Raw genomic sequence first — 22415 nt, forward strand, 5'->3', positions numbered from 1 at the left:
ACCCACCTCCCTCATCGGGCCCCTATTTTTACCCAACCAACCGCCCAACAACCCCCCCCCCGCCCCCCCCCCCCTCCCCGGTGCCCCCAACTTACCCACAACACCCGCCGGGCGCCCCCCGGGCCGGCCCGCGATTTCCTGCCTATTGCGGAGTCATCGATGTCCAGCCCGGAAAATCCGATCCTGTCGGTCAGTCGCGTGGAGGCCGTCTACAACGGCGCCATCGCCGCCCTGCACGGTGTCGACCTGTCGGTCGGCAAAGGCGAGATCGTCGCACTGCTCGGCTCCAACGGCGCCGGCAAGACGACGCTGCTACGCGCCGTATCCAATCTCCTCCCGGCCGAGCGCGGCACTGTTACCGCTGGCCGGATCACTTTCGACGGCGAGGATGTCTCCAGGGCAAGCCCCTCTCACCTCGTCCGCAAGGGTCTGGTCCAGGTCCTCGAGGGCCGACACTGCTTCCGCTCGCTGACGGTCGAGGAGAACCTTCTGACCGGCGCGCTCGGGCGTTCGTCCTCCCGCACCGGCGTCAAGGCCGACCTCGACCGCGTCTATGCGCTTTTCCCCAGGCTCACCGAGAAGCGGCGAACCCGGTCCGGCCTCACCTCCGGCGGCGAGCAGCAGATGACGGCGATCGGCCGCGGTCTGATGTCGCGGCCGAAACTCTTCGTGCTGGACGAGCCTTCGATGGGGCTGGCGCCGCTGATCGTCGACGAGATTTTCAGCGCTTTGAAGCGGCTCAATCGGGACGAAGATCTTTCGATCCTTGTCGCCGAGCAGAATTCGGCAGTGGCGCTGAAATATGCCGACCGCGCCACCGTGCTCGAAAACGGAAAGAGCGTGCTGGAAGGGTCGGCCGCCGACCTGCGCCAGCGCGACGACATTAAGACCTACTATCTCGGCGGCACGCCGCTTCCATCGCAACATTTTCCCCAGGAGACCGCAGCATGACCATCCAATCGAAGCAGCCGTCCGATATCCGCAGCGCCGTCCCCCCGGTTGAGCGTCCGTCGGCCAGAGCGCATGTCATCAAGACCGACGCCGAGGCGATCGCTGTGGCGGAAAAACTGGCCGCAGACTTCGCCAAGGACGCCTCCAGGCGGGACCGCGAGCGCATCTGGCCGAAGGAAGAGCTCGATGCGTTTTCGCAGAGCGGCCTGTGGTCGATCAACGTGCCGAAGGCCTATGGCGGACCGGAACTCTCCTATGTGACGCTGTCGAAGGTGATCACCATCATCTCGGCGGCCGATCCGTCGCTCGGCCAGATTCCGCAGAACCATCTCGGCGTCGTCGCCGCCATCCGCACCGTCTCTGATGAGGCCCAGAAGCAGTTGCTCTTCGCCGAAGTTCTGTCCGGCACGCGGTTCGGCAACGCGTTCTCGGAATTCGGCTCCAAGCGGGCGGCCGACTTCGAGACCAAATTCGTCGACGCTGGCGACCACGTCGTGGTCAATGGCCAGAAATTCTATTCCAGCGGCGCGCTGCTCGCCCATCTGGTGCCGATCGTGGCGCTCGATGACGAGGGCCGGGCCTGGTATGCCATCGCCGATCGCGGCGCGCCCGGACTGACGGTCATCGACGACTGGTCGAGCTTCGGCCAGAAGACGACGCTGTCCGGCACAGTTCTGCTGGACAATGTGAAAGTGCCGAAGACGCATCTCGTCCCCGGCTACAAGGGCTATGACCGGCCGACCGCCGACGGCGCCATCTTCCAGATCATCCAGGCTGCTGTCGATCTCGGCATCGCCAACGCGGCGATCGACGAAACCGTCAGCTTCGTGCGCACCAAGTCGCGCGCGTGGATCGACAGCGGCGTCGATCATGCCTGGCAGGATCCCTACACGATCCAGGCGGTCGGCGACCTCCGCCTGCGGGCCAATGCGGCCGAGGCGGTTCTGGACAAGGCCGGCCTTGCGGTCGACCGCGCCGTGGCCGATCCGAACGATAGGACCGTCGCGAAAGCGCAGATCGCGGTTGCCGAATCCAAGATCCTCACCACCGAGATCGCCATCAACGCCACCAACAAACTGTTCGAACTCGCCGGCACGCGATCCACACTGGCCGAGCACAATCTCGACCGGCACTGGCGCAACGCCCGAACCCACACGCTGCACGATCCGGTGCGCTGGAAATACGCGATCCTCGGCAACTATTACCTGAACGACGTCAATCCGCCGCTACACGCCTGGAGCTGAGCGAGAACGCCGTAAAGTCATAGAGGACTGTTCATGAGCACTGCCATCCCCGACAGGATCAAGGTCCTGTGGTTTCTTCCGACCCATGGCGACAGCCGCTATCTCGGCACCTCCGAGGGGGGCAGGGCGGTCGACCTGCCCTATCTGACCCAGGTCGCCAAGGCCGCCGACGCCATCGGCTATTACGGCGCGCTGCTGCCGACCGGCCGAAGTTGCGAGGACAGCTGGGTCGTGGCGTCGGCGCTGGCGCCGTTGACGCAGCGGCTCCGCTTCCTCGTTGCCGTCCGTCCCGGGCTGCAGTCGCCGACGCTCGCGGCGCGGATGACCTCGACGCTCGACCGCATTTCGGGCGGGCGCCTGCTCATCAACGTCGTCACCGGCGGCGACCCGGTCGAGAACAAGGGCGACGGCATCTTCCTCAGCCATGACGAGCGCTATGAGGTGACGCGGGAATTCCTCGATATCTACAAGGCCGTGCTGCGCGGCGAGACCGTTGCCTACGAAGGCAGACATTTCCGCATCGAGGACGGAAGGCTGCTGTTCCCGCCTGTGCAGACGCCGCATCCGCCGCTATATTTCGGCGGCTCGTCGGAGGCGGCCAATGCGGTCGCCGCCGAGCAGATCGATAAATATCTGACCTGGGGCGAACCGCCGGCTGACGTCGCCGCAAAGGTCGACCATGTGCGCGGCCTTGCCGAGAAGGCCGGACGCCAGGTGAGTTTCGGCATCAGGCTGCATGTCATCGTTCGCGAAACCAATGACGAAGCCTGGGCCGATGCCGACCGCCTGATCAGCCGCCTGGACGACAAGACGATCGCCGAGGCGCAGAAGGTTTTCGCGCGCATGGATTCCGTCGGCCAGTCGCGCATGAGCCGGCTGCATGGCGGCCGTCGCGACAAACTCGAAATCAGTCCGAATCTGTGGGCCGGTGTCGGCCTGGTGCGTGGCGGCGCCGGCACCGCTCTGGTCGGCGATGCGGCTACGGTGGCGGCACGGATCGATGAATACCGGCGCATAGGCATCGATACATTCATCCTGTCCGGTTACCCGCATCTGGAGGAAGCCTATCGCTTCGGCGAACTTGTGTTGCCGCAGTTGCCACTCGATCACGAGATCTCAACGCGGCAGACGGCCGTCAACATGGGCCCCTTCGGCGAAACCGTGGCCGGCGACCATCGCCCGTCGGCGCTGCGCGCGAGCCAGTCTTGAGCGCCAGCGCACCGATCATAGCGATTGTCGGCGGCGGCTTTTCAGGTGCGGCGACTGCGTTTCATCTGGCGCGACTGCTCCCGGCCGGTGCATCCGATATCGTGGTCGTCGAGCCCCGCGAGGGGCTCGGCTATGGTCTGGCTTACTCCACGGCCGATCCGGCGCATCGTATCAATGTGCCGGCGTCGAGAATGACGCTGATCTCCGGCCAGGACAGCCACTTTGCCGACTGGCTGGAGCAGACCAGAGCCATTGTAGACGATGCCGAGGCTATTGCCGCCTACGGAGCACTCTACCCGCAGCGTCGCGTTTTCGGGCGCTATGTGGAATCTCATCTCCGGCCCTTCCTTCTCAGCAAAACGATCCGCCATGTCAGGTCCGCCGTCGCATCGGTCGAGCGCACCGGCGAGGGCTACCGTCTGATCCTCGCTGATGGCGGGGCGCTCGCTGCCGACGCCGTGGTGATTGCGACGACGCATCCGCCGCCGGCCTTGCCGATGCCCCTGAAGTCCGTGGCTGGCACAGCCGGGCTGGTGGCCAATCCCTATGATCTCGAGAGGCTGGAAGCGATCGGCCGCGACGACCGTGTCCTGGTCGTGGGCACCGGACTGACGTCGGCGGACGTGATTGCAACGCTCGACCGCAAGGGGCATCGTGGCCACATCGTCGCGCTGTCACGCCACGGCTATCGCTCGCGCGGCCAAGCCGCGATGCTGGCCGATCCAATTGGCGATTTCACGACCCTGCCTTCACGCAGCGCAACGGCACTATTCAGGCGCATCCGGGTAACGATCCTTGATGCCAAGCGCCGGGGCGAAGACTGGCATCCGGTGCTCGATGCTGTCCGACGTCAGGGACAAACCATCTGGCAGGCCTTGCCGCTGGCCGAGCAGCGACGTGTGGCACGCCATCTTCGTGCGCTCTGGGACGTGCATCGCTTCCGCCTCGCGCCGCAAGTTGCGGACGTGCTCGATCGATGCGTCGCCGAGGGCAAGCTTGCCTATCGCGCCGCAACGATTGTCGGCGCCGAACAGGTCGACGGACGCATTTGCGTCAGGCAGCGACTGCGTGGCCAACGCAGCCTCGTTGTCGATGCTTTCGACAGTGTGATCGTGACGACCGGACCGGCGCACGCCGATATCTTGCGGACCAACACGGCGATTGCGGCGCTCGCGCGGATGGGATTGGTCCGGCTCGATCCGATTGGTCTTGGTTTGGATACCGACAGCCAAGGCCGTGCGGTCGGCACATCCGGGCGCCCGACCGATAGCATTTTCGTCAGCGGGCCACTGGCGCGAGGCAGCGTCGGCGAACTGATGGGAATTCCCGAAGTCACCGCACATGCCGAGCGCATCGCCGCCGAAATTCACCAATGGTTGGGATACCAAACGGCGTTGCGTCGCAAGGCGTCGTGAAGCTGCAAACACGATGAGGCTATCCAGATGACACTGACCGAACGCGTTCCCCTAGTGGAAACCTTAGTGGAAAGCCGGGTTCCCCTGAAATTTGCGATGCGACACCTGGCCGGAGCTGTCTCCGTGGTCACCGCAGGTGTTGGCGACGAACGGACGGGCGCAACCGTTACCACCGCCCATTCCCTATCGGTCGAACCAGAGGTGATGGTTGTCAGCATCAATCTGAACTCGTCTACCTGGGCAGCCATCAGCCGGCATCGGCATTTCTGCGTGAATGTGCTGCGTGCCGACCAGATCGCGATTGCCGACCGCTTTGCCGGGCGCGGTGGCCTGAAGGGGTCGGCGCGCTACGAGGGCGCTCGCTGGTCCAGCCTTGCAAGCGGCGCACTGGCACTCGACGAGGCGCTTGCCGCGGTCGACTGCACGGTTGAGGATACTATTATTCGCCACAGCCACGCGCTGATCCTCGGCAGCGTCCGGCATGTGGTGAGCGGAGAGCCCGGCCCGGCGCTGATCTATCATCACGGCGCATACGGATCGTCGTAAACGTATTTCGGTTCCTGGTGCTTGGCGGCGCGGCGAAGGTCCAGGCATTCAAATGAAGGTCTAATCTAGAATGCCTTGGAGAGAAAACAGTAAAGGCGAGGCAGGTCTTTTGGCGTCCAGCCAGAACCGCAGGGACTATAATGCCTTTATCGACAAGTGCATGGGAAAGTGAGCCGTAGGAAATCATGAATCGGCGTGCGACATGCCCAAACATGTCCATCCATCCAATCATCCCCACGCTGATCTCGCCATTATTCCATAAGCCCTGTCGCAATAAGCATCGGGAGTTATCGGGCGTGCCACCTTTCGCCACAAATCAGGCTCGCAAGGCTTTTAGGCGAGTTGGAGCCCGAGCTTCGATATTGTCTCGATCAACAAGGCGCGGGCGTCCTCGATAACGAGACTGACAAGGTTGTGGCTCAACGTTGAGTCCCGGGAACGTGTTGAACGCCGAAAATCGCTCGGCTGCATGCAACGGCGCTTAAAACTATGTCCATTCCGCTGTCCGTCACAATGTTACAAATGACCTGTTATTGAATTAATTATACCAAGGCAGAGTTCAATCCTCTCTCGCAGCACCAGATTGTTTCGCTGGCGCATCTTCCAAGGCCTCCTTGACCTGCTCGATGGTGATTGTGCGCGGTTGGCGAGGTTGCCGAAAAATATGGCGCCCCGCGACCTGCCGAGTGCCACGCGCACAGGCTCGTCAAAAGCTGTGGTCTTGCACACTCACCTCACGGCGCTCGCATGCGCCATGATGCGTGGGGAATGCATTCTGGTCTGCCCCTGCTGCAGGCGGCTTAACAAAGCTTGCAGCCGGGAACAATCGTTCAACGACTCGCGTTTCTTGCCAAGGCCCGCTTCTTTTGCAACGGGGCGGCGGGCGTCGAAGGCTCGCAAATGTCGCGCCGGCGTTTCAATCGCACTCGCCTCAGCCCTCACGATTTGGCTATTTGTGAACGCGTGTTTGATCAGGTTTGCGCAGATGAGCACATTGACCCTCTAAGCCTGGATGCCGAAGCCTTGGCGGTGATGATTGTCGCAATCTTCCGAAACGTGACTACCAATGAGCGCGAACTGCTGGAGGAAGTTAGGTCTCTTCGTCGCTCAAAAGGGGCAGAGAAGGCGCACTAGCTTGGCGGGCGTTCCGAGGCGAATTGGCCTAGTCCCGCTTTGGCACAGCCGTTTGGCATCTGAATTGCCCGTTGAGAATCGCCAGAGTGTAGCCACCGAGTTTGCGAAGGGGACGGAAACGGGCTTAGCCGAAGACTTATCGGATGTCGCGCTCACATTCGAATGTCCGGATTGCTTGCATCCGGCGGTAAGAAAGGGCTCTGCACTAAGAACAATCGCGCACTTCAGATGCGACGGGTGCAACGCCAAGGTGCGGATGACGTATCCGCAGAAGCTCGCGATCTTCGAAAAGCACAGGCTATTGGCCGCAGGCGACCGCCGCCAGCGAGGTCAGGAAGACTACGGTGCCCGCAACATCGATCGGGCCGCCGATGCGGCCGAAGTGGCTTCGCGACCTCTGCTGCGTGCGGCGACGCGTGCTTAAGCCTTCCTCATCCGCGCGACCTTTACGCAAGTTGACCACGGCAATGCGGTCAATCGGAATAATTCGGGCGAAGGGCTCGTTAGTTCTTTAGGCGATGCTAAAATATGGCAAAGCGTCCGAATGTCATTTCATGAAGCCCGCCAGACAGGCTGCGGCTCGCTCTGGCCTAACCTCGAAGGGAACCAGGGATGAAAATTTCGACTTCTCTCACAAGACGAAGTGTTGTCGCCGCGCTGGCGCTGGCCGCCGCATCGACGTCGGTATTGCCTGCCGACAAGGCGCTCGCGCAGACGAAGAAAACCACATCCGAGAAAAGTCTGTATGAGCGGCTGGGCGGCGTGTTTGCCATCGCAGCGGTGATCGATCACTTCAGCGACGCCGTCGTGAGGAACCCGATCGTAGGCCAAAAGTCCAAGAATCCGCAGCTGCGCAAATGGCACACCAAGAACCTTGAAAGGTTGCCCGGCCTCAAGTTCATGCGCACGCTGTGGGTCTGCGACGTTTCTGGCGGGCCCTTCAAGTTCGTCGCCACCAAGCCCGGCACGACGCCGCTCGGCCTCGAGGAGGCGCATCGCGACCTGCGGATTTCCCCCGCGGAATTCGATGAGGTCGCAGCCGAACTCGGGCGGACCTTGGATCATTTCAAGATTCCGAAGCCTGAGAAAACCGAAGTCCTGGAAGCTTTCGCCGCCCACAAGGACGAGGTCACCGCCGGCTACGTCAAGCGGGGCTGAAGCGCTTATATCGCGCGGGCATTCGTTCTGAGCATGGCGCGCGTCGCCGTGAGGCGCGGCCGCAGCTCAGCGCGCAATTTTCCGATGGTTCCTACTCCGAACCTGCCCGAGCTGTCTCCACTCTGAGCGACCCTACCGGCAACGGCCGCAGGAGTTCAGCCTCGGACCTCGTGAGATGGATCCAGGCCGCCCAGTCCGATGGCCGCAGCACAACCACTTGCCGGTTGTGATATGGCGCCACGTCCGGCCCTGGCTCGCTCGTCAGCATCGTGAACGTCGGCGGCTTGTTGCCGACACCCTCGCGCCACAGCCCGGCAATCGCCATGAACGAATGGCCATTCAGCGTGAACCTGTGCTTGGTTTTTGGATATTTCGTTCCCGTGAATTCGAAGAATGCCGACGCCGGAACGAGACAGCGCTTGCTGTTGCTGAACTGCCGGCCCTCCGAGCGAAAGTTGAATACAGGTCCGCCTTTTGGCCCGGCCGGAGGAAAGCCGAATGTCATCGACGCCAGTTCGATTGCGTCGCCGGCGGCGCGCATTACAGGTGCGGGGTCGTTGATGCGGATGTCATCCGCCTGCGGCAGATCCAGTTCGGTTTGATGGCTGGGGATTTTGAGCGCCAGCGATTCCATCATCCGGCAGTATTCGGCCCAAGCGATGTGCTGCTCGTAGTCATTGCACATGGAATGGCTCCGCACGCTCGATCGAGATCAGTTCAATATAGCGTTTATCGGTGGGCGCCGATTGCTGGCGGATTTGATATAAGCCTATTTGGGCCGGCGTGCGGCAGCGATGGCCTGCAACAGATTGATGCTGTTCACGTCGGGTTCGCTGGATGCGGCAACGGCAAATGCGGCGGCTTCGGCTATTTTCGCGACGTCGTCGCTGCTGATCGTTCCACGCTTTTCCAGCAGATTTACGAGTTCGACAACGAGAAGAAAGGCGTTCACACCATATCGTTCGGCTTTGAGCTCGAACTCGCCTCGAGCCAATCTCTCCGCGTCTCCTTCAGCCCGTTTGTCCACGTTGGCGTCCTCTCCTATGGCTACAAGCTATTAACGCTTAGCACGAATGGTTTAATCCTTCGAACTGGCCACAACCTTCGCCAATTGCCGGGCATAGTGTCGCCGGTGGCAAGGGCATGGGTTCAGCCAAGGATGAGACCAACCAACAGAACGGTAAGAATAAAGGACAACACGACGGCAAGTAGCCCGCATGCTTCCAAAGTGTTGGTTTGCCAAGCTTTCGTCGGGCGCCTCCGGTTTGAATTCCCGTTTCGCGAAACAAACTTCATCGGGCACCAGATCGGACGCGGAGCCGGCTTGAATTTGGCAAAGCGCTCCTCTTCATCTGCCCGGAAGGCATCTCCGCGAAACTCCGGAGCACCGTGTACGCGGCGCCGACCTGCCTTTCATCGACGCGGGCCATCACCAGTACGACACCTTCTGCGATCTTCGGCTTGCGCAGCTTCTGGGCAAAATTGGCAAAAGTTCCGAGAAGCACGCCGGCAAAGCCGCCCCAAGCCGCACCGACCAGGGCCATGCCGGTCATCCCCGCAGGATCAACGTCTTGAGCTCCAAAAGCGCTGAAGCCGGCCAACAGACCAGCCGTCGCGCCAAGTGCGGCACCAGCAATCGCACCCCGCCAGAGAGCGCTCATCTCATCGTCGTAATATCCAGCAACGCTGATCGGTTCATCATTGTCGTTGTAAGATCCGACCACGCTGATTTGCCGGCGACGAATCCCGGCAGCCTGAAGCTTGGCCACGGCACGTGCTGCCTGGGCATGGGAATTGAACAGTCTGCTGATTGTTTGCATTACGCCCAGGCCCGACGCCCGTTCGGAGCGTCGGGCCTCTCCTCCCTGGCTTTGAACTCTTCCGCCCGGACGCATCTTCGTCGCGCCAAAGCTCACCACAACGTGAACCAGCCGGCTACGTTCCTCAGCCGGGGCTTCGGTCCAATCCTGGAGTATCTTGCTTGGGACCTAAGTCTGACCAGCTTGGGCGCGCTGAGGCCATACCGAGCGGGGACGGTCGCCGGCTCGAAGAGAGGGTTCAGGATGCTATCGCAGACCCAAAAAGCTCAAAATGGCGATTACGATCACGATCGCGCCGACCAGCCAGATAATGTTGTTCATCATTGCACTCCTTCGCCTCCGGGCGGGGCGCACGCCGGGGCGAAGCCCGCCACGCAAGTAGAATATTAGATACGGCTAAAGGTTCCTCGTGGGGCCTCGCTGTCGAAAGAGCCCACCGCACCAGTCGGCACGGCGGGCGACGCAGCGTTTCACCCCGGTGGGGGCAGAAGACGGCGTTGCGTCCAAGGCTCAGCTGATGCTTCTGGACCAGTTATCAACCTGGCGCTCTGCCTCTTCCTTGGCGATGCCATATCGCTCCTGGATACGCCCCAAGAGCTGGTCCCGGTTGCCCTCGATCCGATCAAGATCGTCGTCGGTGAGGTCACCCCACTGCTCCTTCGCCTTGCCTTTGAACTGCGTCCATTTTCCCTTGATTTGATCCCAGTTCATATGTTCCTCCTTGCTTCCTGGGCCCGCACTGAAGCGGAGCGCGGACCGATCGGCATTTCAATGTTGGTGACGAATGAAGATTAGCAGCCGCTAAAAGTTCCGGTGCCGGCGCAAAAAGCCCGTCGTGCCCGTGCCGGACTGCGAGCTGATGTTGATGATGCCTGGAGCTTGATGCTCTTTCGCGGCACTGTCTTATGCCGTTGAAGGCGCTGAGCTTCTTGCTGGTTGGCCTTGGCTGGCAAGCCTCGAAAGGCTGCCCGGCAGCATTGTTCTGTCCTTGCCGATCATGAGCACGCCGCTGTCGGGCGCCAACAGTGCCGAGAACGGCAGCATCGCCGCGCCGATCGGCGAGGCCTCGGGGCCGAATTGTCCCGAGACGATTTCCGGCGCCACGATGCCGATGGCGCTGATCCTGTTGAACTGGGTCTGCACCTTTGCCAGCAGCTCGAGATGGATCGGCCGCGGCAGGATGCTGTCGAGAACGATCGCCTCGATGTCGATGACGGAGGTGATGGCGATGATCGCCTCGACCAGCGCATTGGCGCAATCGTCGATCCATTCGGACAGCGGTTCGCGCGCCCCTGGCGGCAAGGGGTCGAGTTCGCGCACGCGGTTGATCTCGATGCCGCGCGATTTGAGATGATTGACCAGCACATAGATCGAAGCGCGATGCAGCAGGCTCTGGTAGCGCGCCGGCTTGGCCGCCACCGAATCGAGGCTTGAAGGCGAGACCGGCAAAGGACCGAGCGCGGCGCTGTTGCCGTGCGGCCCGGTATGGACCTTGCCGCCTTGCACCAGTCCGCCGCCGACAAAGGTGTCGATCGAGATATGCATGAAGTCGCGGAACCGCGCGCCGGTCCCCTGGATGAGTTCGGCGAGTGCGGCCGATGATGCGTCGTTTTCCACGAAGACCGGGGTCTTCGGCTTTGTGGCGAAGAACGTCGTCAGATCGATTGCTTCCCAGCGGCTGCCGAGATCGTCGGGAAAGCCGAGCTCTTCGCTCCAGCCGCCGAGGAAATATGGCGAGGCGATGCCGACGCCGACGATGTTGGCATCGCCAAGCCCCTCGACCAGCTTGTCGAAATTGGCCAGCGACATGTTGCCTGCCTTGAGCACCATGTCGGGATCCGGAAAGCGATATTCGTGCGACTCGCGCGAGCGGACCTCGCCGGCAAAGTCGACGAGCACGGCTTCCAGCGCGCGCCGGCCGATCTTGATGCCGACGCTGTAGATACGCTCAGGTGCAAGTCGGTAGAGAGTGGATGGCGATCCGCGTTGCCCGAACCTTTTTCCCACTTGCTTTACGAATCCGGACGATTCCAGCCCGTCGACAATGGTGGCGACCGCAGCCGGCGTCAGATTTGCGGCGCGCGCCAGATCGGACTTGGATGCCTCCTTCAGGCGGCGAATGGCATCAAGCACGAAGCGCTCGTTATAATGCCGAACCTTGACCGAATTGCTGCCTTTTCCGGACAAAACCGGCGCCTCCCCATTCATTCCCGCAGAGCCACTCCAGCCGCTTGCAGCTTTGAGGCTGCCGCGGGGTCGAGCACTCCAATCGCACCCGTGCGCGACGCGACAGTGCCCTTCGCGGCCATGGAAGTCAATTTTCCAGTTGCGGCATTCGGCCATTTAATATAGCAAATTGAAAAAACAGGACTAGGGAGGAAAGGTGCTGCACTTGGGCGCATTAGGCGAAGCCGACGCCATGGTGAAGAGCGACGCGGCTGTCCCCGTTGCCCTGGTTCAGGCGACAAAAGCCTTCGGCGGCACGATTGCCCTCAAGGACGCGTCCTTCGAATTGCGCTCAGGCGAGGTGCTGGCTCTGCTTGGCGAAAACGGCGCCGGCAAGAGCACCTGCGTGAAGCTGCTGGCCGGCGTGTATCTCCCGACCGGCGGCCATGTCGAAGTCGATGGCAAGCCTGTGGTCTTCCATTCGCCGCACGACGCCCAGGCTGCCGGCATCTCGGTCATGCACCAGCACCCCGGTCTTTTCCCTGATCTTTCGGTGGCGGAGAACATCTATCTCGGCCATATGCCGCGCGACCGCTTCGGCGGCATCGACAACGCCGCCATGCTTGCCGGCGCGCGCAGGGTGCTGGCGACAGTCGGCCTCGACGTGCCGGCCGAAACCCGGCTCGGAATGTTGCGCACCTCCGAACAGCAACTGGTCGAGATCGCCCGCGCCCTGTCGCTCGACGCGCGGGTGCTGATCATGGACGAGCCGACGGCCGCCCTGTCGCAGCGCGAGGTCGAGCGGCTGTTCACTGTCGTCGCCGACCTGCGGCTGCACGGCGTGGCGATGATGTTCGTCGGCCACCGCATGGACGAGATCTTCCGCATCGCCGACCGCATCGCGGTGCTGCGCGACGGGCGTCTCATTGGCGTCAAGCCGAAGGCCGAGCTTGGCCGCGCCGCTGCCATCGGCATGATGGTCGGCCGTGAGGTCACCGACCTCTATCCGCAACGAAGCCACGCCACCGGCGCACTGGTGTTGGAGGCGAGGGGGCTTTCGCACGCCGGTGGCTTTTCCAATATCGACCTCAAGCTCCATGCCGGCGAGGTGCTCGGGCTCGGCGGCCTGGTCGGCAGCGGGCGGACCGAGATCGCGCGCGTGCTGTTCGGAATCGACCAGCCCGATGCCGGCGAAATCCTGATCGACGGCGAAGCAGTGCGCTTCGCGTCGGCACGCGACGCTATGGATGCGCGTATCGCCTATGTCTCTGAAGACCGCATGGGCCAGAGCCTGGTGATGGATTTTTCCATCCTCGACAACGCGGTGCTGCCAGTCCTCGACAAGGCAGCCCGCTCCGGTTTCTACGGCACGAACCGCGCGATCAATCTGGTTTCGGACTGGCTGAAGCGCATGAAGCTTCGCTTTTCCGGCTACGCGCAGCCGGTAAAGGAACTGTCCGGCGGCAACCAGCAGAAGGTGGTGTTGGCCAAATGGCTGCGCACCGAACCGCGCGTCCTCATCCTCGACGAGCCGACGCAAGGCATCGACGTCGGCACCAAGGCGGAAGTGCATGCGATGGTCGCCGACCTTGCCGCCCAGGGCATGGCAATCATCCTGATCTCCTCCGAAATGCCCGAGCTCATCGGCATGTGCGACCGCATCATCGTCCTGCGCGAAGGCCATCGGACGGCCGAATTTGCCAGGGGCGAAGCCACTCAGGAAAAGGTGCTGGAAGCAGCGACCAAGGCCGGCGAAAGCGCCGATGCGGCACAGGCCACCGGCGAGGAGAAGAGAAAAGGACCGCTCGACATACTGAAGCGGCGGGAGTTCGGTCTGCTCGCCGCGATGCTGGCGGTCGCCATCCCGGTCACCATCATCAACCCGCGCATGGTGAGCGCTGCAAACCTGACCGCCGTGTCGATGGATGCCGCCCTGCTCGTCGTTGCGGCACTCGCGCAGATGCTGGTGCTGATCACCCGCAACATCGACCTTTCGATCGCTGCGGTGATCGGCCTGTCGGCTTACATGGCGGCCAGCATGGTCCAGGCCTATCCAGGGCTCGACATCGGCATTGGCCTGATAACCGCATGCGCCGTCGGTGGCGTCGCCGGCCTGATCAACGGCCTCGTCGTCACCAGGGGAAAGATCCCGGCGATCGTCGTCACGCTGGCCTCGATGTCGACCTTCCGCGGCTTCAACTCGATCTGGGCAGCCGGTGACCAGATCAGCGCCGACGAAGTCACGCAAGCCTGGCTCGACATGACCGGCCTGAAGATCGCCGGCGTGCCGCTGATCGTCATCATCGCGATCGTTATCCTGTGCCTGGGCTACGTGCTGCTCTATCGTACGGCGATCGGGCGCGAACTGTTCGCCGCTGGCTCCAATCCCGACGGCGCGCGTCTTATCGGCATCCCCGTCGACCGCCGCATTCTGTTGGCCTTTGGCATGGCCGGCCTGCTCGGCGGCCTGTGCGGCGCGCTGTGGGCATCGCGCTATGCGACCATCGATGCACGCGTCGCGCTCGGCTTCGAACTCACCGTGATCGCGTCGGCGGTGGTCGGCGGCGTCGCCATCCGCGGTGGTTCGGGCACGCTGCTCGGTATCATCCTCGGCGCGCTCACGCTGCTCGTCATCAAGAACGGGCTGACGCTGGTGCGCGTCGACCCGCTGTGGCTGCAGGGCGTCTACGGCCTCGTGATCCTGGTCGCCATCGGCATCGACACCTTCATCGTGCGGCGGGCCGAGCAGGCAAGACAGGCGAGGGCGCGGTGAAAAAGTTCCTCCGTTCGATCGACTTCTGGGATCTGCTGCTGGCGACCTCTTGCGTGGCCATCTTCCTCTACGCGGCGATCTTCGTGCCGAATTTCGTTTCCGGCTTCAATCTCTCGCAACTGGCCGCCAGCGCCTCGGAAAAGGCATTGCTGATCCTGCCGATGGCGCTGCTCATCATCACCCGCGAGATCGACCTGTCGATCGCCTCGGTGCTGGCGCTGACGTCCGTCGTCTTTGGCTTGCTGGTCCAGGCCGGTGTGCCGACACTTGCCGCAATCCCGCTGACGCTCGTCATCGGCGGCCTGCTCGGCGCCTTCAACGGCTATCTGGTCTCGGGCCTTGGACTGCAGTCGTTGGTTGTGACGCTCGGCACCATGGCGCTCTATCGAGGCATTGGCTACATCCTGCTCGGCACCGGCTCGGTCAACATCCTGCCGCCCGCGGTCGTCGATTTCGGCATCAACAACCTGCCTGGCACCGAGATACCGTGGACCATCGTGCCCTTCCTGGTGCTGGCGCCGGTGTTTGCGGTCGTGCTGCAGAAGACGCCGACCGGCAAGCGCATCTACGCGCTCGGCGGCAGCCCCGAAGTGGCGCGCTATTCCGGCATAAACACGCGCCGGATGGTGCTGAACCTGTTCGTCGTCTCGGGCGTCGTCGCGGCGATAGCCGGCATCGTCTACACCGCGCGCCTTTCCAACGCCCGCGCCAACAATGCGCTCGGCATGGAGCTCGACGTCATCACCATCGTGCTGCTCGGCGGCGTCAGCGTCTTTGGCGGCAAGGGCCGCCTGACCGGCGTCATGCTGGCACTGGTCCTGATCGCCATCATCCGCAACGTGCTGGCGCTGAACCAGATCGGTGGCGACGCGCAGGGCATGATCATCGGCCTGCTTTTGATCGGCTCGCTGCTGGTCGGCAATTACTGGCGCTCCACACAGGAGATGCTCAGCAGATCCCGCGCAATGCGCGAGACAAAGGGGTGATCTCGGGCCCCTTCCTTCAAGCCCGAATTTTGACGGAGGAGTCACAATGAAAGCGTTTAGATTAGCCCTGCTCGCATCCGCGGTTCTGCTTGCGCCAAGCTCGCTGGCCTTCAGCCAGGAGTGCGCCAAGGAACCCGTAACGGTCGGTTTCCTGCCCAAGCTCGACACGGATCCCTACTTCAAAGTGGCCTTCGGAGGCGCACAAGAGGCAGCCAAGGAAATTGGCGGCACCGCTACCCAGGTCGCCCCATCGCAGGCGACCGCCGAGGCGCAGATCGAATTCATCAACAGCCTCGTGTCGCAGAAGGTCGGGGTCATCGCAATTGCCGGCAACGACGCCAATGCCGTCGCGCCTGCGCTGAAGCGCGCCGTTCAGCAGGGCGTCAGAGTGATTTCGTATGACTCCGATGTGGCCGCCGATGCGCGTGCAGTGTTCGTCAATCAGGTGAAGGGCGACAGCCTCGCCGAGATGATGCTCGAAAGTGCATTCGCCCTCAGCGGCGGTGAAGGCGAATTCGCGATCCTGTCGTCGACGCCGACGGCGACCAACCAGAATGCCTGGATCGACTTCATGAAGGCGAAGATGGCGGCCGAGCCGAAGTTCTCCAAAATGAAGCTGGTGCAGGTGGCCTATGGCGAAGAAAGCGAACAGATCAACCAGCAGCAGGCATTGGCGCTGGTCCAGGCGTTTCCCGATCTCAAGGTGATCATCGTCCCGGCAGGCATTGGCCTTCCGGCGGCCGCGCGTGCACTCGAGGAAGCGGGCATGATCGGCAAGGTCAAGCTGACCGGCCTCGCGCCGGCCACTCTGATCTCGAAATACATCAAGGACGAAGCGGCTCAGGATATCTGGTGGAACGTCACCGATCTTGGCTATCTTACCTATCAGACGGCCCAGGCGTTTGCGCAATGCAAGATCACCGGCAAGGAGGGTGAGAAGTTCACGGCAGGCAGGCTCGGCGAATACACGATTGGCGCCGGCGGCGAACTGATCCTTGGTCCGGCCAAGATCGTAACTCCCGAAAATCTGGCCGAATTCAAATTCTGATCCTGTAGGGCTTGAGTTCTAGGGGGCGCCGGTCCATCCGGCGCCCTTCCTAAAAACCTCTCGAATGAAACAGTGCGGGGCGGCAATGAAGATATTGCTTGCAGGCGAAACCTTTGCAGCGACGACCTCGGTTGCCATCGGCAGCGACGTGCTTACAAGTGCGACCTCGACAAATGGCGCGACGGCCTTCAATGCCGCGCTGACCACTGAAGGCATCGCGGTCACGCAGATCGGCGGCGAGCGTTGCAGCGCGGAGTTTCCCTATGACCTCGATGGGCTCGCCCAATATCAGGCGGTGGTGATCTCCGATGTCGGCGCCCTGACATTGCTGGTGACGCCGGATGCCCGCACCGGGCGTGTCGGCGTCAACCGCCTCGATGTGCTCAAGGCCTATGTCGAAGGTGGCGGCGGGCTGATGCTGGCCGGCGGTTACATGGGCTTTCAGGGCATGTTCGGGACGGCGCGTTTCCACGACACCCCGGTCGAGGACGTTCTGCCGGTCCGTTGCCTACCCTACTGCGACGGCATGGAGGTGCCGCAAGGCCTGCAGGCCTCCATCCTGCAGTCGTCACATCCGATTTTTTCCGGGGTGGAGGGGCCTTTGCCGCCGATTCTCGGCATGAACAAGCTGGAATTCAGGCGCGACGGTTCGTCCCGGCTTCTGGCGACCTGCCACCATCGCGGCACCGACTGGCCGCTCCTTGCCGTCGATAGCCATGGCCGCGGCCGCACGATTGCCTGGGCAACCGATATCGGCCCGCATTGGCTCTCGCAGGATTTCCTCGCGTGGCCGTTCTACGGAAGACTGATGGCGAATATGGTCCGTTGGCTTGCCGGCAATGAATGAGGAAGCCGGACACTAGGTTTGACCCAGTGCGGTTGTCCTGGCGCGGCCGATGCCGCGCGAGGCGCCGGTGACCACCACCACCTCGTCGGCTAGGTCGAATTTCGGCGTGAACTCATTTGCCATGCAATTCCACCTTGTTCTTCAAATCGGACCGGCTGCCATGTCGAACCGAATAGGCTCGCGTGAATTCGGCGCCCAGCAGAAATATCTCCGCTGAATAATAGACCCATAACAGCACGACGAGCAGGGCGCCGGCCGCGCCGTATGATGATGAGATGGCGCTGGTTCCGATATACCAGCCAATCAGCGACTTGCCGATGGTGAACAGAAACCCGGTGACCGCGGCGCCGATGCCGACATCGCGCCATTGCAGGCTGCGGTCCGGCAGCACCTTGTAGATTGCGGCAAACAGCAGTGTGATCAGGGCAAACGAGACGATCCCGTTGATGGCGCTCAGGATGATGGTGCCGAACGGCAGGTCGGCGTTGATGACCTCTCCGAGCGCCGAAATTGCAGCGCTTACGACCAGCGACACCAGCAGCAGGAAACCAAGCGCGGCGACCAGGCCCAGGCTTGCAATGCGTGCCCGCACCATTCGTGAAATCGTTGCCCCGCTCGGTTTGACTTTCCAGATTTCGTTCAGCGCCAGCTGCATTTCGCCGAACACGCCGGATGCGGCGACGAACAGCGTGACCAGCCCCAGAATGCTGGCAAGGGTTCCCGCTTCCTTCTGCGAGGCGTTCTCGATCGTCGCCTGCAGCAGCTCGGCACTTTGCGGCCCCATCAGGCCAGCGATCTGTGCCGAAAGGGCGAGTTGCGCCGCCTCGTGCCCGAAGGCCATGCCGGCAATAGCGACAACGATGAGCAGGATCGGCGCAAGCGAGGTCGTGGCATAAAACGCTATCGCCGCCCCATGGCTCAGCGCATTGTCGTCGATGAAGCCGATGACGCTCTGCTTGAGGAGCCTCCAGCCCTCTGCTGCCAAATTCCACATGTAGGCCTCGCATGCCTGTCAACAAACAAGTAGCGGCCGCGCAGCGCTGGGCGAGGGGCGAGAGGCCGGCGGGACAGGAGGGGGCGCGGAGCAGCATGACATTCCTGCCTCCCTTCCCCACGACAAGAACACCTCTTGCCCGAACACTTGCCACGCGCCGGCCATCATGATGCCATGCCGTTGCGGAAGATGGCGCGCTGGGTTTGGGGTGGGACGACGATGCTGTTTCCAGGGGCAACAGGGCGCATAGGCGTGGCGTTTGCCGCGCTGCTTGCCCTTTTATGCGCGCTGGTTTCTGCGCGGGCTGAAGGGCCGAAGGCGCTTAAGGGCGTCGCGCTCGTCATCGGGCAGTCCGATTATGAGCATGTCGGCAAGCTGCCCAATCCGGAAAACGACGCCCGCGCCATCGAGGAGATGTTCGACAGGCTCGGCTTCGAAACCGATGTCGCGATCAATCGCGACGCGCGCAAATTGCGGCGCGACCTCGAAGGCTTCGTCGACGATGCCGAGGGTGCCGACGTCGCCATTATCTACTATTCCGGCCACGGCATCGAAGCCGGCGGCGAGAATTTCCTGGTGCCGGTCGATACCGACATTACAGCGCTCGACGATGCCGGCGAGAAGCTGGTGCCGCTGTCGTCGATCGTGGCCGAGCTGAAGGCCAAGGTGCCGGTCACCATCGTGCTGCTCGATGCCTGCCGCAACGATCCGTTTCCACCGGGCACGCTGCTCAAAATCACGCCGGGCGAAGCGGGCGAGCCGATCGGCGCCGGCGGCCTCGGCGAAACCCGCAGCGTCGTGGCGCTGAACGGCAGCGCGCCGGCCAAGGTTTCGGCCGATGACAGCCTGGGCCAGGTCATCGGTTTTGCCGCCGAGCCCGGCAAGGTGGCCCTCGACGGTCCCGCAGATGGCAACAGCCCCTATGCGGCAGCCATTTTGCGTCACTTCGACACGATGGGCGGCGAGGAATTCGGCACCGTGCTGCGCATGATCGGCGAGGAGGTCTATCTCAAGACCGGCGGCCGGCAGCGGCCGTGGGTCAATGAAAGCCTGCGCCGGCTGCTTTATTTCGGTACGCCCGCCGAGGTGCCGAAAGGCGAGGAGGGCGAGATACTCAGCGAGCGTCGCCGGCTGCTGGTGACGATCTCGACGTTGCCCGACCCGCAACGCCGCCAGATCGAGACGATCGCCCGCGACGGCGGCGTACCGATGGATGCGCTCTATGCCATGCTGAAGACGCTGGGCACCGAGAAACCCAGGGATGCGGCCGAGCTCGATGAATTGCTGCGCGGCCAGACCGAGCGGCTGAAACAGGTACTAGACGAGCAGGCGATGCTGAAGAGCGAGGATCCGGAAATCGTGCGGCTTTCAAGACTGGCCGAGCAGGCGGTGCAAGAAGGCGCACTCGAAACAGCGCAGAAAATCCATGAACAGGCCAAGGCCCGCGTTGGCGAACTGTCGAAGACCGTCGACCAGGCCGAAGCCGACCTCAAGGCGCGTCGGTTCGAGTTTGCCGAGGTTTTCGGCGACAGCGCCAAAACCTACGAAATTTCGTTCAGTTATCAGGCGGCAGCGCAGGACTATGCCAAGGCCTATGAGCAGGTCGAGAAATGGGACGACCATCAAGCCTGGTTCTACAAGGCAGCCGAGGCCCAGGCGCTCTCCGCGCACGGTTCTTTCTCTGGCGACAATGCCTTTCTGGTGCAGGCGGTCGCTGCCTATGAAATAGCGCTGACCTATGTGTCGCGCGAAAACAGCCCGCGGCAATGGGCTGCCACGCAAAACAATCTCGCCACCACACTGTCGACGCTGGGCGAACGCGAGGCCGGTCGCGAAAACCTCGACAAGGCGGCTGCCGCCTTCGACCAGGCGCTGACCGTCTACACACGCGACGCCGATCCGGACGACTGGGCCTCGACGCTTGGCAATCTCGGCACCGTCTACTGGCGGCTCGGCCAGCGCGAGAATGGTATCGCACTGCTCGACGAGGCCGTCGCCTCCTTCCGCGCGGCGCTCGCGGTGCAAGCGGCGAAAAAAATGCCGCTCGAATGGGCGGCGACTGAGAATAATCTCGGCATCGTGCTGTCCGAGATCGGCGAGCGCCAGGCCACGACCGACAGTTTCCGCGCTTCGATCGAAGCGCATCGCGCCGCGCTGACCGAATACCGCAGGGAGCGCGTCCCGCTCGACTGGGCGTTGAGCCAGGTCAATCTCGGCGCGGCCTTGTTTCGCCTTGGCGAGCGTGAAAAAGACGTGCCGACGCTTGAGCAGGCAGTGGCCGCGTATCAGGCTGCGACCGAGGAGATGACGCGCGAGCGCGCCCCGGCGCAATGGGCGACGATCCAGAATAATTTGAGCTCGGCGCTGGAATCGATCGGCCAGATCAATGGCGACATCGCCACGCTTCAGCATGCTCGGGAGGCCGCAGAGGCCGCACTGACGGTCTGGACGCGCGAGCATGCGCCGGCGAGCTGGGCGAACGGCCAGTTGACGCTTGGCAATGCCTTGCAGCGCCTTGGCGCCAGGCAGGAAGGCAACGACGCGCTGCTTGAGGCGATCGCTGCCTATGAGGCCGCACTTTCTGAATATCCGCGCGAAAAGCTGCCGCTCGACTGGGCTTCGTTGAAGCAGAATCTAGGCTCGGTCTATGCGACGCTTGGCGATCGGGACACTGGCATCGACTATCTCCGGGAGTCGGCGTCCGCCTATCGCGAGGCCTCGCAGATCTATACCGCCGGCGCTGCTCCAATCGAGTTTGCTTCGATCGAGCACAGTCTCGGCAACGCTTTGGCGACCTGGGGCGACCGCGCCAGCGACAAAGCGGTGCTGGAACAAGCGGTCGCCGCCTATGGTGCAGCGCTCACCGTGCGAAGCAAGGACAGCGCCCCGAAGGACTGGGCGAAGACGCAGTACCGGCTGGGTGCAGCACTTTCCATGCTCGGCAAGGCCAATGGCGGTCCGGACGAGGCGCTCCAGCGCTCGGCGGCGGCCTATCGTGCGGCGCTCGAGGTGCAGAGCCGTGACAGCGATCCTGACGCCTGGGCGGCAACGCAATGGGGCCTGGGCCACGTGCTCCTGGTGTTGGGCGACCGCACGCAGGACGGCGAACCGTTCCGCCAGTCGGCGACGGCGCTAGAAGCGGCGCTGCCCTTCTACGACCTCGCCACGGTGCCGGAAGATCACGCCCAGCTGCAGAACGAACTCGGCACTGCCTATTACTACCTTGCCGGCAGCGCCAATGACCCATCGCTCTACCAGAGGGCGGCGGCCGCGCATGAAAAGGCACTGGCCGTCTATGCCACGTTGCCCGACCGCTCGCTCTGGGCCTCGGTCGAAGGCGACCTCGGCAATGCCCGCATGATGCAGGCAAACGCCAGCTCCGATCCGGACGCCATGGCCAAGTCTGTCCAGGCCTATGAGGCGGCACTGACGGTGATGAGCCGCGACAGGGATGCCGACGAATGGCTGCGCAACCAGGCAAACCTGGCCAGCGCGCTGTCGACGCTGGGCTACTGGCGCGGTGACGTCGCCCTGCTGAAGCGCTCGGCCGGCATCTATCGCTCGATCCAGAGCGTGCGCACGCGCGACCGCGCCTCCGAACCCTGGGCCAGCACGCAGGCAAGCCTGGCCAATGTGCTTGGCATGATCGGCGCGAAAGAGCCTTCGCCGGCTTTGTTCGCCGAAGCGGTCGCCGTCAACCGGGCGCTCGCAGACGAGGTCGGCCGCGACCGCGACCCCGACCGCTGGGCGAGCCTGCAAAACGAGATCGGCTATCAGCTGACGCTCGCCGGCCGCGCCGAAAACAACGTCGCCAAATTCGAGGAGGCAGTGCCGATCCTGCGCGAGGCCATCGCTGTGCAGAAGAAGATCGGTTCGGTGCCGGGCGTCGCCTTCACCGAGGACAGCCTATGCGATGTGCTTACCGATCTGGGTGCTGCCCGCAAGCAGAAGGCAATGGTCGAGGAAGCGATAGGCGCCTGCGAGCATGCGCTCGTCATCTTCAGTGAGCGCAAGATGGACGACCTTGCCGCCGGCTCCGCCAAGAACCTTGCCGAGGCAAAAGCCTTGCTGGCCGAATTGCAATAGCGCACAGGAAAAGGTGGCCGCGGCCGGTTTCGATTGGC

The 22415-nt window shown here is 62.9% G+C and carries 19 protein-coding genes; 13 read left to right on the plus strand and 6 right to left on the minus strand.

The window, feature by feature from the left end; genetic code table 11:
• The first annotated feature begins 159 nt into the window (after positions 1-159).
• From NKJ81_RS22190 to NKJ81_RS22225, 8 genes are all read left to right on the plus strand, one after another.
• Positions 160-951, plus strand: a complete 792-nt coding sequence (locus NKJ81_RS22190; protein ID WP_352475067.1) for an ABC transporter ATP-binding protein — start codon at positions 160-162, stop codon at positions 949-951.
• The gene (locus NKJ81_RS22195; RefSeq protein WP_023722899.1) at positions 948-2195 is read left to right on the plus strand and encodes an SfnB family sulfur acquisition oxidoreductase; all 1248 of its coding nucleotides are present in this window, start codon (positions 948-950) and stop codon (positions 2193-2195) included. Before NKJ81_RS22190 ends, NKJ81_RS22195 begins: the two co-directional genes overlap by 4 nt.
• A 33-nt stretch (positions 2196-2228) precedes the next feature.
• Complete coding sequence (gene ssuD / locus NKJ81_RS22200; RefSeq protein ID WP_352503581.1) at positions 2229-3404, plus strand: FMNH2-dependent alkanesulfonate monooxygenase; 1176 nt, start codon at positions 2229-2231, stop codon at positions 3402-3404.
• Complete coding sequence (locus NKJ81_RS22205) at positions 3401-4819, plus strand: FAD/NAD(P)-binding protein (RefSeq protein ID WP_352541736.1); 1419 nt, start codon at positions 3401-3403, stop codon at positions 4817-4819. The genes ssuD and NKJ81_RS22205 overlap by 4 nt, the downstream gene beginning before the upstream one ends.
• A 27-nt stretch (positions 4820-4846) precedes the next feature.
• A complete protein-coding gene (locus tag NKJ81_RS22210) occupies positions 4847-5365 on the plus strand; it encodes a flavin reductase family protein (protein WP_352541737.1) in 519 nt (172 codons plus the stop codon).
• Between the two features lie 810 nt (positions 5366-6175).
• Positions 6176-6499, plus strand: coding sequence for a hypothetical protein (locus NKJ81_RS22215; RefSeq protein WP_352475073.1), 324 nt, complete (start codon positions 6176-6178; stop codon positions 6497-6499).
• A 256-nt stretch (positions 6500-6755) separates the two neighbouring features.
• A complete protein-coding gene (locus NKJ81_RS22220; protein ID WP_352541738.1) occupies positions 6756-6923 on the plus strand; it encodes a hypothetical protein in 168 nt (55 codons plus the stop codon).
• Positions 6924-7186: 263 nt separating this feature from the next.
• Complete coding sequence (locus tag NKJ81_RS22225) at positions 7187-7657, plus strand: group I truncated hemoglobin (protein WP_352541739.1); 471 nt, start codon at positions 7187-7189, stop codon at positions 7655-7657.
• 91 nt (positions 7658-7748) lie between these two features.
• On the opposite strand, the gene NKJ81_RS22230 is transcribed toward NKJ81_RS22225, so the two are convergent.
• The 5 genes from NKJ81_RS22230 to NKJ81_RS22250 form a co-directional block, all read right to left on the minus strand.
• Positions 7749-8342 (minus strand): SOS response-associated peptidase, encoded by a 594-nt coding sequence (locus tag NKJ81_RS22230; protein ID WP_352541740.1) that lies wholly within the window; start codon positions 8340-8342, stop codon positions 7749-7751.
• 84 nt (positions 8343-8426) lie between these two features.
• Complete coding sequence (locus NKJ81_RS22235; protein WP_352541741.1) at positions 8427-8684, minus strand: hypothetical protein; 258 nt, start codon at positions 8682-8684, stop codon at positions 8427-8429.
• A gap of 265 nt (positions 8685-8949) precedes the next feature.
• Positions 8950-9477 carry a hypothetical protein gene (locus NKJ81_RS22240; protein ID WP_352541742.1) on the minus strand — a complete coding sequence of 176 codons (528 nt, stop codon included), beginning with the start codon at positions 9475-9477 and terminating at the stop codon, positions 8950-8952.
• A 510-nt stretch (positions 9478-9987) separates the two neighbouring features.
• Entirely contained in the window at positions 9988-10188 is a 201-nt protein-coding gene (locus NKJ81_RS22245) for a CsbD family protein (protein ID WP_023719429.1), read from the minus strand.
• A 192-nt stretch (positions 10189-10380) separates the two neighbouring features.
• On the minus strand, positions 10381-11664 hold the full coding sequence (locus NKJ81_RS22250) for an ROK family transcriptional regulator (protein ID WP_352541743.1): 1284 nt from the start codon (positions 11662-11664) through the stop codon (positions 10381-10383).
• A 196-nt stretch (positions 11665-11860) separates the two neighbouring features.
• Here NKJ81_RS22250 and NKJ81_RS22255 point away from each other — a divergent pair, with 196 nt between their 5' ends.
• The 4 genes from NKJ81_RS22255 to NKJ81_RS22270 all read left to right on the plus strand — a co-directional run bounded on the left by NKJ81_RS22255 (position 11861) and on the right by NKJ81_RS22270 (position 17297).
• Positions 11861-14416: an ATP-binding cassette domain-containing protein gene (locus tag NKJ81_RS22255; RefSeq protein ID WP_352541744.1), complete on the plus strand. Its 2556-nt coding sequence runs from the start codon at positions 11861-11863 to the stop codon at positions 14414-14416.
• The gene (locus NKJ81_RS22260) at positions 14413-15402 is read left to right on the plus strand and encodes an ABC transporter permease (RefSeq protein ID WP_352457057.1); all 990 of its coding nucleotides are present in this window, start codon (positions 14413-14415) and stop codon (positions 15400-15402) included. Before NKJ81_RS22255 ends, NKJ81_RS22260 begins: the two co-directional genes overlap by 4 nt.
• Positions 15403-15448: 46 nt before the next feature.
• Positions 15449-16450: a rhamnose ABC transporter substrate-binding protein gene (locus NKJ81_RS22265; protein ID WP_023677420.1), complete on the plus strand. Its 1002-nt coding sequence runs from the start codon at positions 15449-15451 to the stop codon at positions 16448-16450.
• Between the two features lie 85 nt (positions 16451-16535).
• Positions 16536-17297, plus strand: a complete 762-nt coding sequence (locus NKJ81_RS22270) for a glutamine amidotransferase (RefSeq protein WP_352541745.1) — start codon at positions 16536-16538, stop codon at positions 17295-17297.
• Between the two features lie 112 nt (positions 17298-17409).
• On the opposite strand, the gene NKJ81_RS22275 is transcribed toward NKJ81_RS22270, so the two are convergent.
• A complete protein-coding gene (locus NKJ81_RS22275; protein WP_352503594.1) occupies positions 17410-18291 on the minus strand; it encodes a YihY/virulence factor BrkB family protein in 882 nt (293 codons plus the stop codon).
• Between the two features lie 135 nt (positions 18292-18426).
• Between NKJ81_RS22275 and NKJ81_RS22280 the strand changes: the two genes are divergently transcribed.
• On the plus strand, positions 18427-22377 hold the full coding sequence (locus tag NKJ81_RS22280) for a caspase family protein (RefSeq protein ID WP_352541746.1): 3951 nt from the start codon (positions 18427-18429) through the stop codon (positions 22375-22377).
• Positions 22378-22415 lie beyond the last annotated feature (38 nt).

Source organism: Mesorhizobium sp. M0018 (assembly GCF_040323955.1).
In the GTDB taxonomy this organism is placed as follows: Bacteria; Pseudomonadota; Alphaproteobacteria; order Rhizobiales; family Rhizobiaceae; genus Mesorhizobium.

Coding starts and splice junctions, on each gene's coding strand:
- NKJ81_RS22190 (WP_352475067.1), top strand. CDS start 160: ATGTCCAGCCCGGAAAATCCGATCCTGTCGGTCAGTCGCGTGGAGGCC.
- NKJ81_RS22195 (WP_023722899.1), top strand. CDS start 948: ATGACCATCCAATCGAAGCAGCCGTCCGATATCCGCAGCGCCGTCCCC.
- ssuD (WP_352503581.1), top strand. CDS start 2,229: ATGAGCACTGCCATCCCCGACAGGATCAAGGTCCTGTGGTTTCTTCCG.
- NKJ81_RS22210 (WP_352541737.1), top strand. CDS start 4,847: ATGACACTGACCGAACGCGTTCCCCTAGTGGAAACCTTAGTGGAAAGC.
- NKJ81_RS22220 (WP_352541738.1), top strand. CDS start 6,756: ATGACGTATCCGCAGAAGCTCGCGATCTTCGAAAAGCACAGGCTATTG.
- NKJ81_RS22230 (WP_352541740.1), bottom strand. CDS start 8,342: ATGTGCAATGACTACGAGCAGCACATCGCTTGGGCCGAATACTGCCGG.
- NKJ81_RS22240 (WP_352541742.1), bottom strand. CDS start 9,477: ATGCAAACAATCAGCAGACTGTTCAATTCCCATGCCCAGGCAGCACGT.
- NKJ81_RS22245 (WP_023719429.1), bottom strand. CDS start 10,188: ATGAACTGGGATCAAATCAAGGGAAAATGGACGCAGTTCAAAGGCAAG.
- NKJ81_RS22265 (WP_023677420.1), top strand. CDS start 15,449: ATGAAAGCGTTTAGATTAGCCCTGCTCGCATCCGCGGTTCTGCTTGCG.
- NKJ81_RS22270 (WP_352541745.1), top strand. CDS start 16,536: ATGAAGATATTGCTTGCAGGCGAAACCTTTGCAGCGACGACCTCGGTT.
- NKJ81_RS22275 (WP_352503594.1), bottom strand. CDS start 18,291: ATGTGGAATTTGGCAGCAGAGGGCTGGAGGCTCCTCAAGCAGAGCGTC.